General features: G+C 72.7%; 20 protein-coding genes. 10 read left to right on the forward strand and 10 right to left on the reverse strand.

Going from position 1 to position 23,793, the window contains the following annotated elements:
• The first annotated feature begins 7 nt into the window (after positions 1-7).
• Entirely contained in the window at positions 8-439 is a 432-nt protein-coding gene (locus NQZ70_RS49020) for a hypothetical protein (protein ID WP_129580373.1), read from the forward strand.
• A 1,226-nt stretch (positions 440-1,665) separates the two neighbouring features.
• On the opposite strand, the gene NQZ70_RS49025 is transcribed toward NQZ70_RS49020, so the two are convergent.
• The gene (locus tag NQZ70_RS49025) at positions 1,666-4,221 is read right to left on the reverse strand and encodes a PAS domain S-box protein (RefSeq protein ID WP_129580374.1); all 2,556 of its coding nucleotides are present in this window, start codon (positions 4,219-4,221) and stop codon (positions 1,666-1,668) included.
• A gap of 249 nt (positions 4,222-4,470) precedes the next feature.
• Here NQZ70_RS49025 and NQZ70_RS49030 point away from each other — a divergent pair, with 249 nt between their 5' ends.
• The gene (locus tag NQZ70_RS49030) at positions 4,471-6,030 is read left to right on the forward strand and encodes an ATP-binding protein (RefSeq protein WP_129580375.1); all 1,560 of its coding nucleotides are present in this window, start codon (positions 4,471-4,473) and stop codon (positions 6,028-6,030) included.
• A gap of 15 nt (positions 6,031-6,045) precedes the next feature.
• On the opposite strand, the gene NQZ70_RS49035 is transcribed toward NQZ70_RS49030, so the two are convergent.
• Genes NQZ70_RS49035 through NQZ70_RS49055 form a run of 5 tightly spaced genes read right to left on the reverse strand, consistent with a single transcriptional unit; the run spans position 6,046 to position 9,843 of the window.
• Positions 6,046-7,026 (reverse strand): alpha/beta hydrolase family protein, encoded by a 981-nt coding sequence (locus NQZ70_RS49035; RefSeq protein WP_129580376.1) that lies wholly within the window; start codon positions 7,024-7,026, stop codon positions 6,046-6,048.
• A gap of 19 nt (positions 7,027-7,045) precedes the next feature.
• Complete coding sequence (locus tag NQZ70_RS49040; RefSeq protein WP_129580377.1) at positions 7,046-7,630, reverse strand: Uma2 family endonuclease; 585 nt, start codon at positions 7,628-7,630, stop codon at positions 7,046-7,048.
• Between the two features lie 52 nt (positions 7,631-7,682).
• On the reverse strand, positions 7,683-8,426 hold the full coding sequence (locus NQZ70_RS49045; protein ID WP_237244745.1) for a SirB1 family protein: 744 nt from the start codon (positions 8,424-8,426) through the stop codon (positions 7,683-7,685).
• Between the two features lie 46 nt (positions 8,427-8,472).
• Positions 8,473-9,282: a polysaccharide deacetylase family protein gene (locus tag NQZ70_RS49050; RefSeq protein WP_129580379.1), complete on the reverse strand. Its 810-nt coding sequence runs from the start codon at positions 9,280-9,282 to the stop codon at positions 8,473-8,475.
• Positions 9,283-9,285: 3 nt separating this feature from the next.
• On the reverse strand, positions 9,286-9,843 hold the full coding sequence (locus tag NQZ70_RS49055) for a hypothetical protein (RefSeq protein WP_129580380.1): 558 nt from the start codon (positions 9,841-9,843) through the stop codon (positions 9,286-9,288).
• A 178-nt stretch (positions 9,844-10,021) separates the two neighbouring features.
• On the opposite strand from NQZ70_RS49055, the gene NQZ70_RS49060 reads away from it, so the two are divergent.
• The 7 genes from NQZ70_RS49060 to NQZ70_RS49090 all read left to right on the forward strand — a co-directional run bounded on the left by NQZ70_RS49060 (position 10,022) and on the right by NQZ70_RS49090 (position 18,861).
• Positions 10,022-11,485: an MBOAT family protein gene (locus tag NQZ70_RS49060; RefSeq protein WP_129580381.1), complete on the forward strand. Its 1,464-nt coding sequence runs from the start codon at positions 10,022-10,024 to the stop codon at positions 11,483-11,485.
• A gap of 117 nt (positions 11,486-11,602) precedes the next feature.
• Entirely contained in the window at positions 11,603-11,935 is a 333-nt protein-coding gene (locus NQZ70_RS49065) for a hypothetical protein (protein WP_129580382.1), read from the forward strand.
• Positions 11,936-12,071: 136 nt separating this feature from the next.
• Positions 12,072-12,509, forward strand: a complete 438-nt coding sequence (locus NQZ70_RS49070; RefSeq protein WP_129580383.1) for a hypothetical protein — start codon at positions 12,072-12,074, stop codon at positions 12,507-12,509.
• 49 nt (positions 12,510-12,558) lie between these two features.
• Positions 12,559-13,245, forward strand: coding sequence for a hypothetical protein (locus tag NQZ70_RS49075; RefSeq protein ID WP_129580384.1), 687 nt, complete (start codon positions 12,559-12,561; stop codon positions 13,243-13,245).
• Positions 13,246-13,498: 253 nt separating this feature from the next.
• Positions 13,499-14,599: a tryptophan 2,3-dioxygenase family protein gene (locus NQZ70_RS49080; protein WP_129580385.1), complete on the forward strand. Its 1,101-nt coding sequence runs from the start codon at positions 13,499-13,501 to the stop codon at positions 14,597-14,599.
• Positions 14,596-16,641 (forward strand): DCC1-like thiol-disulfide oxidoreductase family protein, encoded by a 2,046-nt coding sequence (locus NQZ70_RS49085; RefSeq protein ID WP_237244746.1) that lies wholly within the window; start codon positions 14,596-14,598, stop codon positions 16,639-16,641. The genes NQZ70_RS49080 and NQZ70_RS49085 overlap by 4 nt, the downstream gene beginning before the upstream one ends.
• Positions 16,642-16,650: 9 nt before the next feature.
• On the forward strand, positions 16,651-18,861 hold the full coding sequence (locus NQZ70_RS49090; protein ID WP_129580386.1) for a hypothetical protein: 2,211 nt from the start codon (positions 16,651-16,653) through the stop codon (positions 18,859-18,861).
• A gap of 109 nt (positions 18,862-18,970) precedes the next feature.
• Here the strand turns inward: NQZ70_RS49090 and NQZ70_RS49095 are convergent, their stop codons facing one another.
• Both NQZ70_RS49095 and NQZ70_RS49100 read right to left on the reverse strand, forming a co-directional pair.
• The gene (locus NQZ70_RS49095) at positions 18,971-19,396 is read right to left on the reverse strand and encodes a hypothetical protein (protein ID WP_129580387.1); all 426 of its coding nucleotides are present in this window, start codon (positions 19,394-19,396) and stop codon (positions 18,971-18,973) included.
• A 239-nt stretch (positions 19,397-19,635) separates the two neighbouring features.
• Positions 19,636-20,406 (reverse strand): SDR family NAD(P)-dependent oxidoreductase, encoded by a 771-nt coding sequence (locus NQZ70_RS49100; RefSeq protein WP_129580388.1) that lies wholly within the window; start codon positions 20,404-20,406, stop codon positions 19,636-19,638.
• A gap of 135 nt (positions 20,407-20,541) precedes the next feature.
• Between NQZ70_RS49100 and NQZ70_RS49105 the strand changes: the two genes are divergently transcribed.
• The gene (locus NQZ70_RS49105; protein WP_272827204.1) at positions 20,542-21,183 is read left to right on the forward strand and encodes a TetR/AcrR family transcriptional regulator; all 642 of its coding nucleotides are present in this window, start codon (positions 20,542-20,544) and stop codon (positions 21,181-21,183) included.
• A gap of 212 nt (positions 21,184-21,395) precedes the next feature.
• Here the strand turns inward: NQZ70_RS49105 and NQZ70_RS49110 are convergent, their stop codons facing one another.
• Entirely contained in the window at positions 21,396-21,839 is a 444-nt protein-coding gene (locus NQZ70_RS49110; protein ID WP_129580390.1) for an FHA domain-containing protein, read from the reverse strand.
• A gap of 113 nt (positions 21,840-21,952) precedes the next feature.
• Positions 21,953-23,494 (reverse strand): non-reducing end alpha-L-arabinofuranosidase family hydrolase, encoded by a 1,542-nt coding sequence (locus tag NQZ70_RS49115; protein ID WP_129580391.1) that lies wholly within the window; start codon positions 23,492-23,494, stop codon positions 21,953-21,955.
• Between the last annotated feature and the right edge of the window lie 299 nt (positions 23,495-23,793).

Raw genomic sequence — 23,793 nt, forward strand, 5'->3', positions numbered from 1 at the left:
GCAGACGATGCGTATTGTGTTCGATGAATCAACACTCGAGCAAGGGAACAACGCGAGCCGCTCGATAACCGGCGTGCTCTACTTCGACTTCAGTGGGTATCCGTTTCCTGGGGAACGATGGAGCGACTTCGTGGTGGTCATCGCCACCTGGTGGTTGGGCGCACTTGAGAAGCTCGAGCGGGGCGTTTGCCACGAGGCGGTGCTTCGATTCATGGACGGCCCCTACTGGATCACACTAACGCGGCAGGATGGCAATACCGCGCTGTTGCGCTGCACTGAGGATCGACGCGATGCAGGTGTTGTGCATGAGGAATACATCGAATTGCCTGACTTCGCGGCGCAGGTGCGACGAATTGCTCGGCAGGTTGCGTCAGCCTGCCATCGAAGCGGCATCGAATCGAGGGATGTAGACGCCCTCAGGACGTATCTGCCCAACTGATGTCGTAGGCCGAAGAAGCCTGGGAACTGCTCTGGAGATTCATCGACGAGTTCCGCGCCACCGTTGACGCGCATCAGTGGTCCGCTGCGCTGGCCTCTTATACACCTACGTGGACCGCGGGGGGCGGCTCCCGGCAGCAGCGGTCCGAGCTGGACCGGATGCTGTTGAAGAACAGATGCCCGCAGCCCTGTCTCAATCGTCGTCCTCTTCGACAAGGCAGCCCTCTACCTCCGGGTCTCGACAATCGAGCAGATTGCCGAGAACCAACTCGCCGAACGTGGCGCCTACTCAAGTTCCATCAACTTGCTCGGTGTTCTTGGTGTTGAGCCTTGCCATCGACCGCCGTCCATGCGCCAGGTGAGTGGGCCGAAGATGGGAATGGCGTCGGCCCGGAGCGGTTAATGGAGCGGTTCCCAGCGGCAGCCCCCCGTTGCAAAGACCGTGGTTTCGGCAACGCTGATCCAGGTCCGTCCGAAGGTCCGAGATGGCTCCACCGAGGGCTCCGGCGGTGACGGTGGAGCGGGTCCTGGCGAAGGAGGCGGGGCAGAGAGCGGCCCGTTGTAAGCGGCCACGCAGGTCCGCGGAAATTGGACGCGAACTGATTCCCGGAGATGGCCGTCCCGTAAGCTCGCCGGCGTCGGCGTGGCAAAAAGATGAGGGCCCAGGTTGCCGCCTGAGCCCTCGGTCGGCGCGACGTGACGGTGCGCGACGCGCTGGAGCTTCGCGCAGGCCAGCCAGAAGGGCAACAAATCGTCACGCCGCTTGGGAGTTCTACCAGCGAAGGGGTGAGGTCGGGTAAATCTCTTGCGGCCACCATTGATGATGCGAGGCTCGGGTTGCCGGAGGAGTATTCGCAGGCGATCCTTCGGGCGCTCTCATTAGCGGTCGCCACGAAGCTGAGTCCTGGAGTGCTGAGATTGGCGGAGGCAGCGCACGGGGCTATCGGGTCGAGCCCAAGCTTCTTTGTTAAACTGTCATTTGCGGCTGTGGAGCTCATGTTTCTCGGCGTGTCCGACGAACTTCTGGCGAAGCTCCTTAGACGCATTCTTGTGGGGTAATCGACACGGATGAGCATTGCCAGCCTCGGTGTCATCTCGCCCGCGTGAGTCGAGGCGGGCCCCTCGACGATTCCGTCGGTGCCCAGAATCGCATGAGGTTGCCGGTTTTGCGCTCGGGCGCAACGGCAGCTCTGCTGGGGCTCGCCGGCTGCGTCAGTTTTCCTCTGCCTACCCGCCCGCCGGCGGCGGGCCGCCCTCCGCCGGGGCGCCGCCCCCGCCGACGGCGCGCGGCAGCTCGACCGAGAAGGTCGCCCCGCGCCCCGGCGCGCTCTCCACCCGCACGGCGCCCCCGTGCTGCTCCACGATGAGCCGCACGATCCACAGGCCGAGGCCGAACCCGCCGTAGTGCATCACCGACGCCGCGCGCTGGAACCGCTCGAAGATGCGCGCCTGGTCGCCGGGCGCGATGCCGATGCCGCGGTCCTCTACGGCGAACCGGACCCGCTCGGCGTCGGCCTCGACGCGCACGTCGATGGGCGCGCCGGCGCCGTACTTCACGGCGTTCGACAGGAGGTTCGTGATCACCTGCTCCATGCGGGAGCGATCCCAGCGCACGAGGACCTCCTCGCTCCCGAGCAGCCGGATCGACGAGCCCCGGCGCGGCCCCTCCTCGAACCGCTCGACGCTCTCGCGGAGCAGCGAGACGAGGTCGAACTCCTCGACGCGGAGCGACAGGCCCCGCGCCGAGATCCGGGAGACGTCGAGCAGCTCGTTCACGAGGTCGCTCAGCCGGAAGACGCTCCGGTGGATGGTCGAGAGCTTGGCGTCGAGCCGCGCCGCGTCCTGGGTGGCCTGACCGAGCCGGATCGCCCGGCGCAGGCTCTCCACCTGGAGGAGGAGCGCCGTGAGCGGCGTCTTGAGCTCGTGCGACGCGATGGAGAGGAACTCGTCGCGCACCTCGACCGCCTCCTCGAGGCTCCGGAGGAGCCGCTCGCGCTCCCGCTCCAGCCGGAGCCGCTCGGTCTCGTCGCGGGTGTTCATCACCGCGCCCGCGGGCGCGCCGTCCGCGCGGCGCAGCGGGGACGCGCTCGCGGAGAGGACGCGCGCCGAGCCGTCCGGCCGCTGGACCTGCCAGCAGACGCTCTCCACCTTCTCCCCGCGCAGGGCGCGGTGGAGCGGCGTCTCCGCGGCGGGCGCCGAGGCGCCGTCCGCCGGGGCGGCGCCCGTCGCGCGCGCCCACGCGTCGATCGTGAGCTCCGTGGCCGGCCCGAGCTGCCGCTCGGCCTCCGGGTTCATCAGGCGGACGACGCCGTGCTCGTCCACCATGACGATCCCGTCGCCGCTCTGCCCGATGATGCGCCGCAGGACCGCGTGCTCGGCGGCGCGCCTCGCCTCGCTCTCCCGGAGCGCGTCCTCGGCGCGCTTGCGCTCGATCCCCTGGGCCACCGTGACCGCGATCGTCCCGAGCGCGTCGAGCACCTCCTCGTGCAGGGGCCGCCGCGCGAACATCGCCATGACGCCGATGAGCCGATCCTCGACGAGCAGGGGGTAGCCGGCGAACGACACCATGCCCTCGCGCCGCGCCCAGCCCTTCTCGCTCACCTGGGGATCGCGGAGGACGTCGTTCGTGAGGTGCGGCCGGAGCTCCTTCGCGATGCGGCCGATCTTGTAGCTGCCCACGGGGACGCGGCTGTGGGGCCCGTCGAGGTGCGTGTACATCCCCGCGCTCGCGCGGAGCTCCAGGACCTGCGCGTGCTCGTCGAGCAGCCAGATGCGGGCGAACGCCGCGTCGAGGTGCGCCCGGATCGCCTCGGCGCAGCGCTGCAGGAGCTCGCGCATCGTTCCGGGGTGGGACAGCGCCGCGCTCACCTCGGCCCGGAGCGCGCCCATGAGCGCCTGCGCGGCGAGCAGCTGCTCGCTCTGCCTCCGCTCGGTGATGTCCACGAACGTGACGATGGCGCCGACGACCTCGCCTTGCCTGCGGACGGGGCGGCACCAGTACTCGACGGGGAAGCTCGTCCCGTCCGCGCGGAAGAGCAGCTCGCCGGCGAGGTGCGCGGCCTCCCCGCTCCGGGCCGTGCGGCAGATCCCGCACTCCGATTCGGGCAGCGGCGCGCCGCCCTCGCGCGTGTGGTGGATGAGCTGGTGCATCGCGCGGCCGACGAGCTCCGCCTCGTCGCGGTAGCCGAGCAGCCGCGCGCAGGCCCGGTTGGCGAACGTGCACCGGCACGCGCCATCGAGCCCGTAGATCCCTTGCTCCGTCGACTCGAGCAGCGCCTGCGCCCGCTCCTCGCTCTCGCGGAGCGCCTCCTCCGCGACCTTGGCCCGCGTGACGTCGATGGAGAGGCCGCGGGCGACGGGCCCCCTGCCGGCGGGGTCCGCGCGGCGGGCGAGCTCGCTGCTCAGCCACACCGTGCGGCCGTCGGCGGCGAAGAAGCGGTGCTCGATGCGCTCGGTCGACCCCTCCGCGAGGACCTTGCGCGCCAGGGCGAGCAGCCGCGACCGGTCCTCCGGGTGCTGGTGCCGCCAGAAGAGGCCGTCGTCGGCCGCCCAGCGCTCGGCGGCGTGCCCGAACAGCTCCCTCGCCGGCGCGCGCACCGCCGACAGCTCGAGCGCGTCGCCGGAGACCTCCCACATCAGCGCGTCCAGCGCGCCGAGGAGCGCCGGCGCCCACGCGTCCTCGGCCGGCGTGTCGCGCTCGTCCTCGGCGCGCGCCGGGTCCAGTCGGCCTGAGCCCGGTGCGCTCCTCGTCTGGCCCTGCGCGTCGCTCGCCGGACAGCCCACGTGTCAGGCTAGCATGGCTGCCGCAGCGCGCCGCTGGGTCCACGGCTCCCGAGCCTGCGCGGCTCCCCTCGGCGCACGGCCGGTCCTGCGCCGGGGCTCCGTCGCGGCGGGGCCGAGCGACGGCCCAGCCCCCTCGAGCGGCGCCGCGCCGGCTCGCCTGGCGGCGCGCGCGGGCGGCGGATCCGCCGTCTGCCGCGTGCGATCGGGGGCGACCTGGGCGAGGATGGCGTCGAGGGGCAGGGACACGCCGTGCGGCTCGGGATCCGGCTTCAGCTCTTGTTCGCGCTCGGCGCGCTGCTCGTGCTGGCGTTCGTGCCGCTCTTCTTCGCCGTCGCGAACCTCACGCGGGCCACGATGGTCGGCGCGCGCGCGTCCAGCGCCCGCGCGATCGGCCGCGCGATCGCCGGGCACGTCGCCGCGGCGCGGGCGAGCCGGTCGGCGCCGGAGCTCTCGCCGTTGCTCGAGGCGCAGCTCGGGCCGGACGGGGCGTCGGCGATCGGCGTCTACGACGCGGCGGGCGCGCTCGTCGACCGCGCCGGGGAGCCGGAGGTGGCGGCGGCGCTGCCGGCCTCGGTGGAGGCGGGCGCGGAGGTGCTGAGGGCGGTGCGCACCGCGCGGGGCGGCGCGCTCCTGGTCGTCGTCCCGGAGCACGCGCGGGACGCGGCGCCGCGCGCGGAGGCGGCGCGCGACACGGCGCGCGCGGAGGCGGCGCGCGCGCCCGACGCGGCGCCCGCGCGGCCGCCGCAGGTCGGCTCCGTGGCCGTGCTGGTGCCGACCGACCCGTCGACGGTGCCCTCCGCGCCGCTCGTCCGGATCGTGGCGCTCTACACGGGGGTCGTGGCGCTGGCGCTGCTCGTGTTCGCGTACATCGCGATGACGCGCCTCGTGGTGCGGCCCGTCGACGCGCTGTCGCAGGCCGCCCGCCGCGTGGCCGGCGGGGCGCGCGACCTCGAGGCGCCGCGCGCCGGCGCGCGGGAGCTCGCGGAGCTCGGGGCGAGCCTCGCGCACATGACGGGCCGCCTCCGGTCCGACGAGGAGTCGCTGCGGGCGAAGATCGCCGAGGTCGAGCGCTACGCGGCGGACCTGAAGAGCGCGCAGGAGCGGCTGGTCGGCTCCGAGCGCCTCGCGTCCGTGGGGCGGCTCGCGGCGGGGCTCGCGCACGAGATCGGCAACCCCATCGCCGCGATCCTCGGCTTCCAGGAGCTCCTGCTCGCCGGGGGGCTCACGCCCGACGAGGAGCGCGAGTTCCTCGAGCGGATGAAGCGCGAGACCGAGCGCATCCACAAGATCTTGCGCGACCTGCTCGACTTCGCGCGGCCGGCGGCGCGCGGCGCGGGCGACGCCGGGGAGGAGCCCTCCGGCTCGGTCGCGGAGGCGCTCGCGGACGTCGTCTCGCTGGTCTCGCCGCAGAAGGCGTTCCGCGCGGTCGAGCTCGTGCGGGACGTCGCGCCCGACGTGCCGCCCGTCCAGCTGTCGCACGGCCGCCTGGTGCAGGTGCTCCTGAACCTCCTCCTGAACGCGGCCGACGCGGTGCCGCGCGCCGGCGGGCGCGTCTGGGTGCGCGCGTCGCGGGCCGCGGGCGGGGGCGCGCGGATCGAGGTCGAGGACAACGGGCCGGGGATCGCCGAGGCGGTCCGCGAGACGCTGTTCGAGCCGTTCATCACGACGAAGGAGGTCGGCGAGGGGACGGGGCTCGGGCTCGCGGTGTGCCGCGGGCTCGTCGAGGCGGCGGGCGGCGCGATCGGGGTCGAGGCAGGGGCCGAGGGCGGGGCGCGGTTCGTGGTGCAGCTGCCGGGCGCCGCGGGGTGAGGGGCCTCGCGCTCGCTACGCGCCGAGCCGCGCCATCGCGTCGACGGCGGCGCGCCGGAGCGCCTCGGCCTGGTAGACGATCGCGCCGGCGTGCCCGGTGTCGAGCCACCGGAGCTCGCTCGACCTCCAGTGCGCGTGGAGCGCCTCGACCTGCTCGGCGAACACGTACCCGTCGCGGCGCCCGCCGACGAGGACGGTCGCGTCGAGCCGCCGCGGCGCCGGGTGGCGGTCGAGGTCGGCGGCGCCGAAGAGGGCGCCGAGCCGCGCCCGCGCCGCCGCGGGCCCGCCGAGCGCCTCGAACTCGACGCTGACGGACAGCATCCCCTCGGTGAACACCGGCACGGCGCTGCGGCCCGCGCCGAAGACCGCGACCGCGAGCGGGCGCGCCGTCACCGCCGCGGCCAGCGCCGCCGACGTCCCGCCCATGCTGAAGCCGACGACGCCGATGCGCTCGTGTCCCTCGCGGGCGAGGTGCTCGACGAGCGCGCGCGTCTCCTCGACGGTGCAGAGGTTCATCAAGAGGTGCTCGGCCACGGTGCGGATCGCGGTGGCGCGCTGCCCGGGGGGCCGGCGGAGGCCGTACATCGCGTTCTCGAGGAGGATGACCTCGATGCCCTCGCGGGCGGCGAGCGGCCAGAAGAGCCGCGTCCGCGCGGCGAAGCCCTCGTCGCCGGAGGCGGCCAGCGCGACGTAGACCGGCCGGCGGCGGCCCCGCTCGGGCGCCCTGGGCGCGATGCGGCGCACGAAGGCCGTGCCCGCGCAGGGCGGCAGGCCCGGGAGCGCGGCGGCGAAGGAGCCGTCGGTCACGTCGACGGGCCCATCCGCCCGCGGCCGCCCCCAGGTGACGGCCGCGGCGCGCGGGGGCTCCGAGAACCGCGCGATGGTCGGGACCCGCTCGAGGACGCCCTCGTCGCCCCAGCCGGCCGCGAAGAGCCGGCGGCGGCGGGACAGGACGGCGTGGGCGTGGTCGAGCCAGTGAACGGATCGCGCGCGCACCGCCGCCCTCACGCTCCTCTCACTCCTCGACGGTCCCGGGAAGCCACCACGACGCGACCGCGAGCTCTCCGTTGAACGGGGGCAGCACGACGCGCTCGTCGTCCTGCGCCGTCGCCGTGAGCGCCGGCCTTCCGCCGACCGTCTCGAACACCTCGACCAGCCGGCGCATCGGGTCCACGATCCAGCTCCAGCCGACGCCGGAGCGCGCGTAGAGCGGCAGCTTCACCGCCAGGTCGTCGCGCGCGGTCCCGGGCGACAGGACCTCGCAGCACCAGTCGGGGAGGATCGTCAGCGGGTTCTCGTCCGGCAGCTCGGGGATCCGCTCGACGCGGAATCCGCACAGATCCGGCACGACCAGCCGGCCGCCGGGGAAGCGGATCTCGGTCTCGGGCTCGATCCACCAGCCGGCGCCGCCGACGTTCGCGTCGAACGGGACGAGGCCGTGCAGACAGAGCCTGGCCGCGCGGCGGTGGCGCTTCCCGGGCCGCGACATCGTGCGGAGGACGCCGGGCTCCAGGATCTCGCCCGTCAGGTGCTCGGGAAGGGCGCGGATGCGCTGGTAGAGCTCCTCGAAGGTCAGGGGGGCCGCGGCAGGTTGACCCATGCCGACGAGGGTATCCCATCGCGCGCAGCGCGCGAGCGGCGATCGGGCTACGTCAGTTCAGCCCGCGCCCCAGCGGCGGCCACGGCCGCTCCCCGCCGAGCTGGTCGAGCTCCTTCCGCAGCTCGTCGGTCGGCGCGAGCACCTGCATCCGCTCGAGCACGCTGCGCAGCCGCGCCGCGTCCGAGCGGCTCGAGTAGATCGAGCGCAGGTTGTTCAGCATGCGCACCAGGATCTGCCGCTTCTGCGCCGGCACGAGGAGCCGCGGGTCCGGGTCGCGCGTGGCGCCGGTCGCGCGGGTGTGCAGCGCGCGCAGGTCGTCCCGGCCGAGCAGCCGGCCCTCGAACGGATCGATGAGCAGCACGCCGCCGCGGACCGGCGTCCTCACCAGGAAATGCCCCGGGAACGACACGCCCTGCGCCTCCAGGCCGGCGCGCCGGCACACCTCGAGGAGCACGACCGCCAGCGTGATGGGGATGCCCGTCCGGCGATCCAGGACCTCGTGCAGGTAGCTGTTCTTCGGGTCGTAGTAGTCGCCCGCGTTCCCGTGGAACCCGAGATCGCCGTAGAACCAGCGGAGCAGCTGCTCGATCGGGCCGCTGCCCGGCGTCGCCTCCGGGGCGCGCAGGGGGCGCTCGATCGCGCGGCGCGCCTCGCCGCCGAGCTGGTCGAGCACGCCGAGGTAGTGCGGGATGTCGAGGCCCGGGTACGCGGCGTCGTCGATGAGGAGCGCCGCCTCGGCGAGGTCGAGCTCGTCCTCCGGTCTCGCCGCGATATGCGCAAAGAGCGTCAGACTCACCGGCGCAGCCATCGGACGGAGCGTAGCGCCACCTGCGAGAAATGGTCTAGGCCAGGGCGTCGTCCCGGCCGCCTTCGTCGAGCCACGCGTCGAGGCGGACCCCGACCAGGTTGCGCTGGCTCATCGCCGCGAGGATCCGCGGGAGCGCCGCGACCCCCGCGGGCGCGTGGTCGTCGCGCTCGGCCGCGTCGTGCAGCAGCACGATGGCCCCGTCGCGGAGCCCCGGGACGACCCGGGCCGCCACCCGCTCGGGGCTCGCCCCGGCGAGCCCGTCGAACCCCCGCGCCGACCAGCCGATTACGTCGAGGTCGAGCGCGTCGACGGCGCGGGCGATGCGCGGGCTCGTGTGGCCGACCGGCGGCCTGAACAGCGTCGGGCGGGCGCCGGTGATCCGCTCGAGGGCGTCGAGGCCCCGCCGGAGATCGCGCTCGACGGCGCGGGCCGAGCGCAGCGAAAAGAGCCGGTCGTGCGCGTGGCTGTGCAGCCCGATGGCGTGGCCCCGCGCCGCGATCTCGCGGACGAGCTCCGGGTGGGCCTCGGCCTTGCGGCCGATGACGAAGAACGTCGCCTTCGCGCCCGCCTGGTCGAGGAGATCGAGGACCCGCGGCGTGTGCTCCGGGCTGGGCCCGTCGTCGAACGTCAGCGCGACGCCCCGCGCGCCGGGCGGGCCGCGCTTCACCACGTCGACGAACATGCCGAGCCCGAGGAAGAAGACCCCGCACAGGACGAGCGCGAGGTACCCGACGATCGCCGCGCCGGCGACCGCGAAGGGCACCGGCGCGACGAGCAAGGACCGCGCGACCAGCGCGAGCGCGCCGAGCGAGGCCGCGTAGAGGAGCGCTCGCGCGACCGGCACGGCCTACTTCTTCGCGCGCTTCTTTTCGGGCTCGACCTCGAGGTCGTCGTCGAGCTCGTCCGCCGCGGCGGACGCCGCGATGCGCTTGTTGCCCCCGGCCGCCGCCTTCACCGCCGGCTTCGCGCCCGGCTTCTCCTCGTCCGAGGGGTCGTTGTCGGCCTCGTAGAAGCCGCCGAGCAGGGCGGCGATCGCGGCGAGCGACGTGATCGCGAGGCCGCCGAACGTCCCCGCGCTCCCCGCGGCCTCGCCGAGCGACAGGTTCGCGCCGCCGAGCTCGCCGAGCGGCGCCGGCACCTCCATGGTCAGCCAGCGCCGCGCGGCGTACATCAGGCCCGCGCCGAGCAGCGCGCCCACGAAGGCCTTCATCCCCGCCTCGATCTTCGCGTCCTTGGCCCAGATGGGCTTGCCCGCGACGAGCCCCACGAGGACCCCGGCGAGCGCCGCGGCCACGTAGGCGACGATCGCGATGGGCGCCGCGTAGCCGAGCTTCGCCAGCCCGAACCCGAGCAAGCCCCCCACGATGAGCCCCTTCACAATCCCGAGGATCAGGCGACCCAGCATCAGATCCATCCTTGGCACGACGCGGGGCGCCGTTCAACATGGCGCCGCGCTGCCACCAGCTGCGCCGCGCGGCGCTCGCCGTGGTAGACGGCGCCCACCGCCCGGGTAGCCCGCGCGTTCGGCCCTCCCGGCCGTCGCGCCCCCCTCGCCGCAAGCCTGCCCCGGGCTCCCACCGGCCGTGCTCTTCAACACCCTCCGTTACGCCGAGTTCTTCGCCGCCGTCTTCGTCGGATCGTGGGCGCTCGTGCGGTTCGCCGGCATCCGCGCGCGCGTCGTGTTCCTGCTCCTCGTGAGCTACGGGTTCTACGCGGCCTGGGACTGGCGCTACCTGCCGCTCATCTTCGCCTCGTCCACCGTCGACTTCCTGCTCGCCCGCGCGATCGCCCGCGAGACGAGGCCCCGGGCGCGGCGCGCGATGCTCATCGCCACCGTGGCGCTGAACCTCGGGTTCCTCGGCTTCTTCAAGTACTGGAACTTCGCCCTCGAGAACGTGGCCGCGCTGCGCGCCCTGCTCACGGGCGAGCCGGCGAGCGTGGGGCACGCGTTCCGGGTGCTCCTGCCGCCGGTGGGCATCTCGTTCTTCACGTTCGAGTCGATGAGCTACGTCATCGACGTCTACCGGGGCGAGCTCCCGCCCCACAGGAGCTACCTCCGCTACCTGCTCTTCGTCGCCTTCTTCCCGCACCTCGTCGCCGGCCCCATCGTGCGCCCGCGCGACCTGCTCCCGCAGTTCGAGCGCGCCCCGAGCCTCACCCGCGAGGAGGGCGGCGAGGCGCTGTTCCTCGTCGCGATCGGCCTCGTCAAGAAGGTCGTCCTCTCGGATCAGCTCGCGCTCAACCTCGTCGACCGCGTCTTCGAGCGCCCGGAGAACTACTCGGCGCTGGAGGTCCTCGCGGGCGTCTACGGCTACGCCGCGCAGATCTACTGCGACTTCTCGGGCTACACCGACATCGCGATCGGCTCGGCGCTGCTGCTCGGCGTGCGGTTCCCGAAGAACTTCGACGCGCCGTACAAGGCGCAGAACCTCGCCGATTTCTGGCGCCGCTGGCACATCTCGCTCTCCACGTGGCTGCGCGACTACCTGTACATCCCGCTCGGCGGCAACCGCGGCTCGGAGCTCGCGACGTACCGCAACCTGATGATCACGATGCTGCTCGGCGGCCTCTGGCACGGCGCGTCGTGGAACTTCGTCTTCTGGGGCTTCCTCCACGGCCTCGGCCTCGCCGTGACGCGCGCCTTCCAGCGCGCCATGAAGCGCCGGCGTCCGGAGGGCGAGGGGAGGGCCGCGCGCTCATCCCTGGCCGGCTTCCCGATCCGCGCGCTGTGCGTGCTGCTGACGTTCCACTACGTCTGCCTCGCGTGGATCTTCTTCCGCGTGCCGACCTTCTCGCAGGCCGTGCTCATCCTGCGGCAGATCGGCACGCTGACGACGTTCCACCCGAACCTGCCGCCGGTGCTTGTCGCGCTCCTCGGGGTCGCGCTCCTGTCCCACTACGTGCCCGAGCGCCTCTACGAGCGCGCCCGCGGCGCCTTCATCGCGGCGCCTGCGCCGCTCCAGGGCGCGCTGCTGTTCCTGGTCGCGGTCTCGCTGCACGAGGCGGCGAGCGCGGCCGCGGTGCCGTTCGTGTACTTCCAGTTCTGAGCCGGGCGCCGGGCAGGCGGGAGGGCTCGACCACGGGGGGAGCCCGGGCGCCGGGATCGCCGCGCCGTAGGTTCATTTCTGGGGATCTCAGGAGGAGCGGTGCATTACGCTCGTGCCGTGCGCCCGTCCCGTGCCGCTGCCCTCGTCCCCTTCGCCGCCCTCCTGGCCGGCGCGCTCTCGCCCGCGTGCAGCGTGGCCAACGTGCCGTCGAACGCGATGCCGATGGTCCGCGCGCGCGCCACCTCCGACCTCGACTGCCCCGACAAGGACGTCCGCGTCGAGGAGCAGCTCGGCGGCCAGTTCAAGGCCGTCGGCTGCGGCCGCAAGGCGTACTACCGGGCCGCGTGCGAGGCGCTCCGCTGCGTGGTGAGCGGCGAGGGCGAGGCGGCCGTCCCCTGGAGAGACCGGCCCGAGCCCATGGACGTCGACCGGGGCCGGGGCCTGCAGTAGGCCGCGCCGCGGCGGCCGATCCCGGGTTTTCCGGGCTTTTTGGGGGCACGTGGGCCCGGGTTCGAGGTAGCCTGCCGCGTCTCGATCATCCGCCCAGGGGTTCGGCCATGGCCTTCATCACCACCGAGAGCTGCACGTGACGGACAGGGCGCCGGCCGACATCGACGGCCCGGAGCCGGCGGCCGCCGACCGGCCGGAGCCGGCCGGGCCGGAGGCGACCTCCCCGCCGGGCGAGGCGGCCGACGCCGAGCCGCGGCGCCGGCCGAAGAAGCGCGCCAAGCGGCGCGGCGCCGACGCAGCCGCGGCCGCGGAGGGCGGCGCAGAGGGCCTGCCGCGCGATCCCGAGCTCACGCGGCTCGTCGAGGCGTTCGAGCGGGGCGACTACGCGCTCGTCCGGGCGGACGCAGGGCGGCTCGCCAAGGAGGCCGAGCGCGAGGACGTCCGCCGCGCCGCGCGGGCGCTGCTGCGCCGGATCGATCCGGATCCGCTCGCCGTCGCCCTGCTCCTCGCGGCCGCGGCGCTGCTCGCGATCCTGTCGCTCTGGTACTGGTCCCACAGCCACGTGTCTCCGTGACGACCCCGCCCGCGACGGCCCCGCCCGTGACGACCGAGGAGGCAGGGCGGTGAGCCCCGCGATCGAGCGCACCCCCGGCCGCCCTCGCGCGCGGCGGCTCGCCGCGCTCTCGCTCGCGCTGCTCGGCTGCGGGGGCGCGCCCGGCCCCGTCCCGCTGGCGGCGTGGAACGCGGCGCCCGACGGGCAGCAGGGCGCCTCCTCGGGCACGCGGGCCGAGCGCTACTTCCCGCTCGTCGACGGGCACATCTACCACTACGCGACCCTGAGCGAGGGCGGCGAGCAGGGGCTCCTCGTCGCGCGCGTGCACCGCGCGGACGAGCGCCGCGGCGAGCTCCGGTTCCCCTCCGGGGTGAAGCGCTTCGAGTTCACCCCCGAGGGCGTGATCCGCAGCGACACGGGCGTCTTCGTGCTCAAGGAGCCGATCGCGCCCGGCACGACGTGGACCGGCGAGCACGGCGGCCGCGCCCGGATCGCCGCGGTCGACGCCGCGATCGAGGTGCCCGCGGGCCGGTTCACGGGGTGCGTGCAGACGGTCGAGGAGCGCCTCGGCGACAGCCCGGCGCGCTTCGTGTCGACGTTCTGCCCGGACGTCGGCGTGGTGGCGATCGAGGCGGCGAGCGGCGCGAGCTCCGAGCGGGCCGAGCTCAAGAGCTACGCGCCGCCCGTCGACGTGGGCCCCGACGGCCTGCGGCGCGCGCCGGCCGAGCCGCCGCCTGGCGCGCCAGGCGTGCGGTGAGCGCGCCGGGGGTGGAAAACGCGCCGTGAGCGCGCCGCGGATGGAAGACGCGCCGTGAGCGCGCGGCGCGGCCCGCCGGTGGAAGGCGCGGCGGGCCCGTGAAACCGCCCGCCGGACCGGGCGCGCTTTCCGTGCGCGCGGCGCCGGCGCACTTCCGTTTCCGGGGTCGCGGGAAGTAGACTCCCGGCGCCGCTCGAGGAGCCGGCGCACCGCGCGAGCTCCCCCGGCGGCCCGCCTCGCGATCGCCACCGACATGAACTACTGGGATTACATCCACGTCGAGGAGCTGCTCGCCCTCCAGGGTGGATTCGACGACGACGAGCAGAAGGTCAGCAACGACGAGGCCCTGTTCATCGTCGTCCACCAGATCTACGAGCTCTGGTTCAAGCTCATCCTCCGCGAGCTCACCTCGGCGCGCGAGCTCTTCCGCCAGAACCCCGTGCCCGATCAGAAGCTCGCCTCCGCGGCGCGCTCGTTCCGGCGGGTCGTCACCATCTTCGAGCAGGCGATCCAGCACTTCCGGGTGATGGAGACGCTAACGACGCGGGATTACTTGGATTTTCGGGATCGCCTCATCCCCGCGAGCGGCTTCCAGTCGGCGCAGCTGCGCGAGATCGAGGTCCTGCTGGGGCTCGACGACGCGCTCCGGATCCCGCTCGGCCGCGAGGGCAGCTACAGGGAGGCGCTCAAGACCGCCGACGGGTCGGCGTCGTCCGCGACGCGCCGGCTCGAGGCGCGGCTCGCGAGCGGGCCGAGCCTCAAGCACTACCTGTACGAGTGGCTGTCGCGGACGCCGCTCGACGGCTCGAGCGAGCCGGAGGCGGTCCTGCGCTTCCTCCGCAACTACATGCGCTCGATGCGCGCCGAGAACGAGCGCCGGGTGCAGATCGCGATCGACAAGGCGCTCACCCCGGCGGACGTCGAGCGGCTCCGCGCGCGGTACGAGGCCGAGAACGCGAACGCCGAGGCGTTCCTGCTCGCCGAGGACGACCCGGGCGCCGACGCGGCCACGCGCGAGAAGCGGCGTGCCGTCCGCGCGGCGATCGTCTTCATCGAGAGCTACTGCGATCTGCCCCGGCTCGCGTGGCCGCGCGAGGTGCTCGACCGCATCCTGGAGATGGAGCAGGCCATGCTCATCTGGCGGCAGCGCCACGCGCGGATGGTCGAGCGGGTGATCGGCCGGCGCACCGGCACGGGCGGCTCCGCGGGCGTCGACTACCTCGACCAGACCGCGCTGCGCTACCGCGTCTTCGGCGATCTCTGGACCGTGCGGTCCCTGCTCTTGCGACAGCCGAGCGTCCCCGAGCTCGAGCATGCATCGGATTACGGATTCCGGGTCGAGGACTCTCCGTGAAATCACTTCGCGATCATTTCTTGCGCATCGACGCCCGCTCGCTCGGGTTGTTTCGCATCACCTTCGGGCTGGTCCTCATCGCCGACCTGTTCGCGCGGTGGCGGTGGGTGCGGGACTTCTACTCGAACGAGGGCGTCCTCCCGAACCACAACCACCTCTTCAACCTCCGCGGCAAGCAGCACGTCTTCAGCCTGTTCCACGCCGTCTCGACGGTGGGGGAGGCCCATTTCGCCTTCTCGCTCGCGCTCGTCGTCTACGCCCTGTTCCTCCTCGGCTACCGGACGCGCGTCTTTCACGTCCTCGCGCTCGTCGTGCTGGTGAGCCTGACGTCGCGGAACATCCTGCTCGAGAACGCCGGCAACTACGCGGCGATCGCGCTGCTCGCGTTCACCGCCTTCCTGCCCTGCGGGGGCCGCCTCTCGCTCGACAGCCTCCGCGCCTCGCTGGCGCTCCGGGACGAGAAGCGCGACACGGAGCTGAACGACCGGTCGCGGACCTCGGACGCCGAGATCGAGGCCGAGCGGCTGCCCGGGTGGTCGCCGACGTCGCTCGCCGCGCTGGCGGTGCTGCTGCAGCTCGCGCTCATCTACCTGTGTACGGCGCTCCAGCAGCGCGGCGAGGCGTGGCGCGACGGCACGGCGTTCTACTACGCGCTCCACGCCGAGCGCCTGGCGAGCGACGCGGGCACCTGGCTCCGCGACGCCCTGCCGCTCGGCACGCTGCGCGGGCTCACGTTCGGCACGTGGGCCATGCAGCTCGCGATCCCGGCGCTCATCGTCGTCCCCGCGCTCTTCCGCTGGACGCGCGGGGCCGCCGCGGCGCTGATGGTGGTGCACGGGCTGATCCTCGGGGTCTTCTTCGATCTCGGGCTGTTCGGCTGGGGGCTCGCCGCCGCCGCGCCGCTCGTGATCCCCGGCGAGCTCTGGGACGCGTACGAGCGCTCCTGGAACGAGCGGCGGGCGCGCACGCTCGTGTACGACGCCGACTGCGGCCTGTGCCTCACGCTGTGCCGCCTGATCAAGCGGCTCGATCTGCGCGGGCACGTGGCCTTCCAGGGCAACGGCGCGCTCGACGAGCTCTACGTCCGCAACCAGACGGGCGCCACGGAGCGCGTGCCGATGCCGAAGGAGGTCACGCCGGAGCTCGTCGAGCGGACGGTGCTCGCGATCGACCGGAACGGGCGCGTGTACACGCAGGGCGCGGCGGTGACCGAGGCGCTCCTGGCGCTGCCGTTCGGCTGGCTCGCCTGGCCGCTCAAGCTGCCGGGGATCTCGCACCTCCTCGACGCGCTCTACGAGGTGGTCGCGACGCGCCGGCACCACATCAGCACGCTCCTCGGCAAGCAGGCGTGCGGGATCCCGCTGTTCGACGAGAGCCACGCGGACGGCGACGACGAGGGCGCCGCGCCGTCGAGCCCCGCGCCGGCGGTGCGGGTGGCGCGCCTCGCGCTGGGGTCGCTGCGCGAGGCGGCGGTGCTCGTGGTGCTCGCCGCGATGCTGGCGCAGACGGCGAAGGAGAACCCGTTGCCCGGCGCGGCCGTCATCCCGCAGGGGCCGGTGCTGGCCGGCGTGGCGACGTGGCCGCGCATGCTGGCGCGGTGGGACGTGATGGCGCCCGAGCCGCCGCGGGTCAACGCGCTCCTCGTGATCGACGGCCAGTCGCGCGCGCAGCAGCCGATCGATCCGCTGACCGGGGAGGAGCCGCGGCTGCAGCCGGCCGGGCACCCCGGGGCGAGGCTCGGCCAGCTCTGGTCCGATTACCTCGATCGCGTCCGGCGGCCGGAGTGGTCCGATTTCCAGCGCGCCTTCCGTGACTACCTCGCGAAGGGCGGGCCCCTCTCGGAAGAGGGCGGGCGCGAGATGGCGCTGACGGGCTACGACGCGTACTGGGTCTCGGCGCCGACCCCCGCGCCCGGCGAGCCCGCGCCCACGGCCTTCGAGCGGGAGAAGCTGTTCTCGCACTCGCGGGGAGGCATGGGGAAGCTCGGCGAGCGCATGCCGCCCCTCGCGCCGGGCCTCGCCCGACCGATCAAGCCGAACTGAGGCGCTCGCATGCGTGAGCCTGACGAGGACCCGAGCGCCGCCGATCGCGGCGCGCCGGAGGAGAGCGCGCGGGCTGGCGAGGCGGCGCCGGAGGAGAGCGCGCGGGCTGGCGAGGCGGCGCCGGAGCACGGCGCGTCACCCGTCGACGGCGCGTCACCCGTCGACGGCGCGTCACCTGTCGACGGCGCGCCGCTCCGAGCCGCCGCCAAAGCCCCGAGGCCGCCTGCGAGGGAGCGCCTCCGGCGCGTGGGGCGATGGATCCAGGAGCATTACTGCACCATCGATGTCCGCACGCTCGGCCTGTTCAGGCTCGTGCTCGGCTTCCTCCTGGCGAGCGACTGCGTGCGCCACTGGGGCGAGGCGAGCTGGATCTACAGCAACGACGGGGTGCTCACCAACCACTTCCACCTCTTTCACCCGAGCAGCGGATTCAACTTCAGCCTCTATCACGCGTTCTCGTCGATCGGAGAGGTCCACGTCGCGTTCGCGCTCTCGCTCTTCTGCTTCCTCTGCTTCTTCGTCGGCTGGCACACGCGGCTGTTCTCGATCCTCTCCTTCCTGCTCGTGACGAGCAGGGACAACCGGATCGTCATGATCGAGAACGGCGGCTATGTCGTCGTGAACCTCATCACCTGCTGGGCGATGTTCATGCCGACCGGCAGGCGCTTCTCGGTCGACGCGCTGATCCGCTCCTACCGCGAGCGGCAGGAGAGAACGGCCGCGGATCTCGCGGACCGGAGCCGCCCCGCGTGGGCGCTGCGCCCGTACGTCTCGGGGATCGTGCTCCTCGCGATCCTCAACCTGGCGACCATCTACTATTTCAACGTCGTCAACAAGTCAGGCCTGATCTGGCGCCGCGGCGAGACGGTGCATTACGTGCTGCACCTCGACCGCATGGTCACGGGGCTCGCGGCCGTCGCGCGGGAGTACATCCCTTACTGGGCGAAGCGGGGGCTCACCTGGGGCGTCCTGATGGTCGAGGCGCTGCTCGTGATGTGGATCCTCTCGCCCTACGGCCGCCGCTTCACGCGCGCGCTGGCGATGCTCGGGATGTGGGCCTTGCACGGCTCGTTCGGGGTGATGATGCGCCTCGGCCCCTTCTCGTGGTTCATGATCGGCTGGTCGTTCCTGCTGCCGACATCGCAGCACTGGGACGCCCTCGCGCGCTGGTATCGCCGCCGCGCGGCGCCCCGGGTCGTCGTCTACGACGCGGGCTCGCCGCTCGCCTTCGCGATCATGCGGCTCCTGGTCCGGCTCGATCACCTCGAGCTGCTCCGGTTCGAGGAGGCGCGCGCGGCGGCCTTGGCGGAGGCGGAGGCGGCGGGGGGAGGGGAGGCGGTGGGGGGAGTAGAGGCGCGGCCGGAGCTCTTCGAGGCGCGCGATCCGTCGGATGGCCGGGTGTTCCGGGGCGCCGCGGCGCTGCGCGAGATCCTGCAGGCGCTCCCCGGAGGTCGCTTTGCCCGCCCGCTGGTCTGGGCGCTTTGCCTCGGCGCGCCCGGCGCGCTGCTCGCCGCCGTGTCGCGGCGGCGCGACGCCATCGCCAGCTTCTTCGGGCTGACGCGGCCGCCGCGCGCGAGGGCTCTGGCGGTGGGGGGCGCGTCGCCGCTCGCGGAGAAGGCCGCCCGCGGCCGGGTGATCGCGCGGGAGGCGCTGGTCGCGTACCTCGGGCTCTGCGCCGTGAGCCAGGCCATCAACGAGAACAAGAGCGTGCCTGCCGTCCTCAAGCATGCTCAGCCGAAGATCGTGCAGGCGACGATCGTGTATCCGCGCCTGCTCCAGGGGTGGGGCATGTTCGCCCCGAACCCGATCACCGAGGACGGGTCGATCAGCGTCGACGCGATCACCGTCGACGGGCGCCACGTCGATCCGTTCACGGGGCTCCCGCCCGATCTCGACCTCTCCGACGCGCGGGGGCTCGGGCTCGGGCAGATCCGGCAGGACTATTTCAACCGGATCCGGCTCGACCGGAACAAGCCGTTCCGCAAGCCCGGCCTCCAGGAGTACCTGCTCAGGTATCATGAGCGCACCGGGCGGCCGGACGACGAAATCGTCGCGTTCGACGTCTACTGGGTGCGGGATCAGTGCCCGAAGCCGGGGGAGAGCGCGCCGTACAAGAACGAGGCGATCCCGATCCTGTCGTACCGGAAGCCTGGGTATCGGCCGCGTCCGGGGCTGCCGCCGCTGCCGCCGGCGCCGAAGGAGCAGAGCGCGGGGAATTGAGCCCTCGTCCCGATGAGGCGAGGGGGCTGCGGCGAGGCGCCGCGCGCCCCCGGAAGCGCGCGATTCCGGGGAGGCGTGGCGACGGATCCGCCGGAGGGTCGCAGGGCGGTCACTGCTGGCACTGGAGCGTCACGGTCCGGCCCGACGCTTCGGCGGGGACCGCCGTGCTGCGCACGTCGCCGGGCCCACACTGCCAGCGGGCGTAGTACTCCTTGGCGCAGCCGTACGCGGGATCTCCGATGACACGGTGGTCGATCGCGTACTCGCAGTAGGTGAGGCCGTTGCAGGCGCGGGCCAGGTTGTAGCTCTGGTTCCCTGCCGAGATGCCGCAGTTGGCCCCGTAGGTCGCCTCGATGACCCTGATCGAGCCCCGCCTGGCCTCCTCGGCGACCTCGCCCTCCGGATTGTCCGACACGCTTGCGGTCTCCCCCTCGTCGCCGATGTCCGCGGTCTCCGGCGCGGCGCTGGCGCGCGTCGAGGAGATCGCCAGGAATCCGCCGAGGAGCGCCCTGCTGATACCGATGAATGCCGTCACCTCGCCCTCCGACTCTCGCAGGTCACGGGCTCGGATCGCGGCGCGTCATCCCGCTCCGAGCACCCGGCCCGCACGGGTTGTTTAACGTCACCCGGGGGCACGTCGAGCCCCCTCCCGCGGTGTTCAGCGCGGCTCTCCGAGGAAGCGAGCGCGTCCCGGCCTTCCGGGTTTCCGTGTGTTCGCCGCGGCGTTCGAGGCGGCGCTGCACGAAGAGAGGCGCGAGGAGCCCGCCAGTCCCGTCACATCGGCCGGCCGCCGCTCGCGCGGAGGATCTCCCCCGTGACGGCGGTGTTCGCCGCCGAGCACAGGAAGACGATGATGGGCGCTACCTCCTCGGGCCTCAAGAGCCGCCCCACGGGATACGCCTTCCCGCGCTGCGCCAGCATCTCCGGCGACGCCCGCGCGCTCACCCGGTCGGTCACGGTCAAGCCCGGCACCACCACGTTGGTCAAGATCCCGTGCGGCCCGAGCTCGCGCGCCAGCACCGCGGTGAGCCCGTGGAGCGCCGACTTGGCGGCGGCGTAAGGACCGGCGCCCACCACGCCGTCGAGCGCCACGCCCGAGGAGACGTTGACGATCCGGCCCCAGCCGCGGGCGCGCATGGAAGGCACCGCGGCCTGGATGGCGGCGAAGGCGCCGTCGGCGTTGTCGTGGAGGGTGCCCTGCCACTCCTCGAGCGGGATGTCCTCGAACCGCGGCGCCTCCCAGGGCAGGCGCTCGCTCCAGCGGACCGCGTTGTTGACGAGGACATCGATCTGCCCGAAGCGCGCCACGGTGGCCGCGACCGCCGCCTTGACCGACTCGAGCGACCCGAGATCGAGCTCCAGCGCGAGCGCCTCGCCGCCTCGCCGCTCGATCTCCTGGACGACCTCCGCGGCCTTCTCACGCTCGCTCCTGTAGGTGAGCGCCACGCGAGCCCCTTCGGCCGCGAGCTGCAACGCCACCTCCTTGCCGATCCCCTGCGAGCCGCCGGTCACCAGCGCGGCTCTGTTCTCCAGCCCCAGCTTCATGCGCCACCTCGCTTTCGACGAGAGGGTAACCGAACTGGAAGAAACTTCCACGATGAAGTTGGAAGAATCTTCCAGTCGAGTCCGCGGTGGGCCGCTGGTCAGCGGCGCGGGGCTGCGGTAGGGAGGGCCGTGGCCGTGGCGCGACAGAACGGCGTGGCCCGCCGGGAAGCGCTGCTCGACGCGGCGCTCCGCTGCTTCGAGCAGCGGGGCCTCCTGCGCACCGGCATCGAGGATGTCCGCAAGGAGGCGGGGGCGAGCCCTTCGAGCGTGTACCACCTCTTCGAGGACTTCCCGGCGCTGGTGGCGGCGCTGCTCGAGCGGACCTTCGAGCGGCTGCTGGGGGACGTCACCGCGCGCGTGCGCGCTGCCAGGACGGCGCGCTCGGCGGTGCGGGCGCTGGTCTCGGCGCACGTGACCTGGGTGCTCGACCACGAGGCCGAGGCGCGCTTCATGTACCAGGCGCTCGCGCTGGAGCTCGACGGGCATCACCGCGCCGCGCTGCGGGAGACGAAGGCGCGGCTCAAGGCGGAGATGACGGCGCACCTCGCGGAGCTCGGCGTCCTCGCCGGGGCGCGCTCGTCCGAGGTGATGGTCGACGTCGTGCTGCTCGGCCCGGCGCACCAGGCCTGCCGCGCCTACTTCTCGGCGCCCGGCGCCGTGGACCCCGCGTGGATGAAGGCGACCCTGCCCGACCTCGCGTGCGCGGCGCTGGCGAGGCTCGCGCCGGCGGAGAGCGGAAGTCCCCCGGCCATCGGCAGACCTCGTCGCCGTCCGTGAGCGGCGTGGCCGGCCGGGTGAGGCGGTCGCTCGGGTGAGGATGGCAGATCGCGCGCTGCGGGCTCATGGCCCCGCCGACCGCGCTCGGAGCTCACGAGGGGCGAATCGGCTCCGCGAGCCAGCGAACAAGGGCCTCGCTGTCGAGATCGAGCAAGGCGTCCTCGACCTCGCCGGGGCCGAGCGCGCGGGCTCGCTCGAGGATCATACTTCGTTCATGCGGCCACGACGCTGAAGCGGATGCGCCCCACGGACAGCTCGTCCCCCACCTTCAGGACCGCCGGGATCCCAGGGGTTATGTGATGCCAATGGTCATCGCGGTGCACGTGGGTCCCGTTGTCGGAGCTCATGTCCTCGACGAAGCTCGAGTCCCCGCAGCGCCACACCCGACAGTGACCGCTGCGCACGCCCCAGGTGACCGTCGCGTGGTCCAGCTCGAGGCGCCTCGCGCCGACCGCCACGCCGGCGGGCGGCCGCCGCCCACACCCCTGATGGATCGTGAGGCGCTCCTCGGAGATGTCGATCACATCGTTGATGCTCAGCGGGCGCACCCGCCCCTCGCACACGAGCCTCGCTCCGACGGCGGTGGACAGCCGCAATGCCAGTCCCGGGGCACCCGGCGACGTCGACTGCGTGTCGGACATCAGAGCAAGGTACATGGAGCGCAGCTTTGCGCAAGCGCGCGTTCGTGGAAGAGGTGACTCATCCCTCCGGCCCCGACGACGCCTTCTACGGCCCCGTCACGATGAGGGCTTCGAGGGCGCATCCGCGCTCACGGCACGGCCGTGAGCAACCCGAGGCTGTACTCGTTCAGGTCGTAGCTGCTCCCGGCCCGGGTGCGGCCCTGGAAGAGATATCGCATGTTGCACGTGTCGATCGTCATCGTCTCGTCGGGGTTGTCGCGGAGCATCTCGCCGTGGCTGATCCCGTCGTTCGACCAGCCGGCGCCGGTGACGTTGGCCTTCCCCGCGAAGGGGTTGGCCTGCGTGGCCGCGAGCGGCGTCCACGCCCCGTCGAGCCTGTCCGCCGTCCAGGAGCGGAAATACCGGCCATCGCCGATGGCCTCGTGGATCAGGAGGTACTTGTTGCTGCCCTTGATCTTGTAGACGTTGGCGGCCTCGAACAAGGCGAACCTGGAGTCGCTCAGGGCGATGACCGGCGTGCCGAAGCCGTTCGGGAAGCTCGACTTGCTGGTCTGGCTCCGATAGAGATGCCCGTTGTCATCCGAGAAGAACAAGTAGCAATTTGCATCGTCGCAGATCACCCAGAAATCGATCCATGTGCCCGAGCCCTTGTTCTCGGTGACGATCGCGGGCTCCCTCGCGATGAACGTCTTCGGCGCCGACCAGGACCTGACGTCGCTCGGGTTCGTGCTGGTCGAGTAGGCAGGCGGCTGTGTCTGGTAGACGAGGTACCACAGCTTCTGCGGCGAGAAATAGAAGAGCTGCGGGGCGCACTTGTAGCCGGTCAGGTTGCGGTTGGTGCTCAAGAGCGTCTTCGGCGCCGACCCGGCCTGGTCCCAGTCGGTGAAGTTCAGATACGTCATGTTGTAGCCGCCGGCGTAGTGCGTCGCGTACACGTGCCACTTGCCGTCGTGGTAGAGGACGGTCGGGTCCTTGATAGACACGGAGCCGCTCGGCGGCGTGATCAGCGGGGGCGAAGCCGTCCATTCGAAGCTCGTGGGCACGCCGCAGCCAGAGCCCGTGCTGCCCCCCGCGCCGCCGCCGCCCCCTGCGCCGGCGCCGGTGCTCGTGGATCCGCCCGACCCAGCGCCGCCGCCGCCGGCGCCCCCGCCTCCGCCCGACCCTGTGCCGCTGCTCGCCGAGGAGCTCGCGGACGCGCTCGAGCTGCTGCTCGAGGAGGCGCTCGCGCTGGCGCCCGAGCCCCCGCTGGCGCTCACCGACGCGAGCGCCGGCTTCCCGGTGCCGTTGGCGCAGAACCCCCACGTCGCCGAGGCGCCTGGACCCAGCGTCCCGTTGTAGTTCTCATTGGCGGCGTGGAGCTGCCCGCCCGACGCGGTGACGCGCGCGTTCCACGCGTTGCCAAGCGTCGAGCCGTTGAGCCCGACGACGACCCCCCAGGAGGTGACCGGGCTGGCGCTCGTGTTCTTCACCGTAACGTCCGCGCAGTACCCGCTTCCCCACTGCGATTGCAGCGCGAGATCCGCCTCCATCGTGCCGTCCGGGCTCTTCAACCCGGAGTCCAGGGACTCGCTGTCTTCGTGGTCAGAAGGCTCAGAAGGCACGGAGACGCACGCGAGCGAGCAGCACGCGACAGAGGCGGAGATGCAGCTAAGCAAAGAGGTGATGCGCATGAAGGTTCTCCAGGGCCGGAGCGGCCGAACTGCAAGGTTTCGCCGTCGAGCAGCCGCCACACGATGCCTGTGTCGATGACCACACGCGGCATGGAGCCGAGGCGATGCTGAAGATGTGCGAGCGCGTGTCGGGGCTCGTGGCCGCGACCGCTGTCACACCGCAGCCGGCCTGCGGGAACAAAGTAAAGGAATGCTACCGCGGCCCAATGTGAGCGTTCACATGGTCGGTGTCAACGCCAATCCACCGACGCGTGGCCATCCTTCGGAATGCGGTTGAAAGACTCGAGTGCTGATGGATT

Origin of the sequence: Sorangium sp. So ce836, assembly GCF_028553905.1 — a bacterium.
GTDB lineage: Bacteria > Myxococcota_A > Polyangia > Polyangiales > Polyangiaceae > Sorangium > Sorangium cellulosum_D.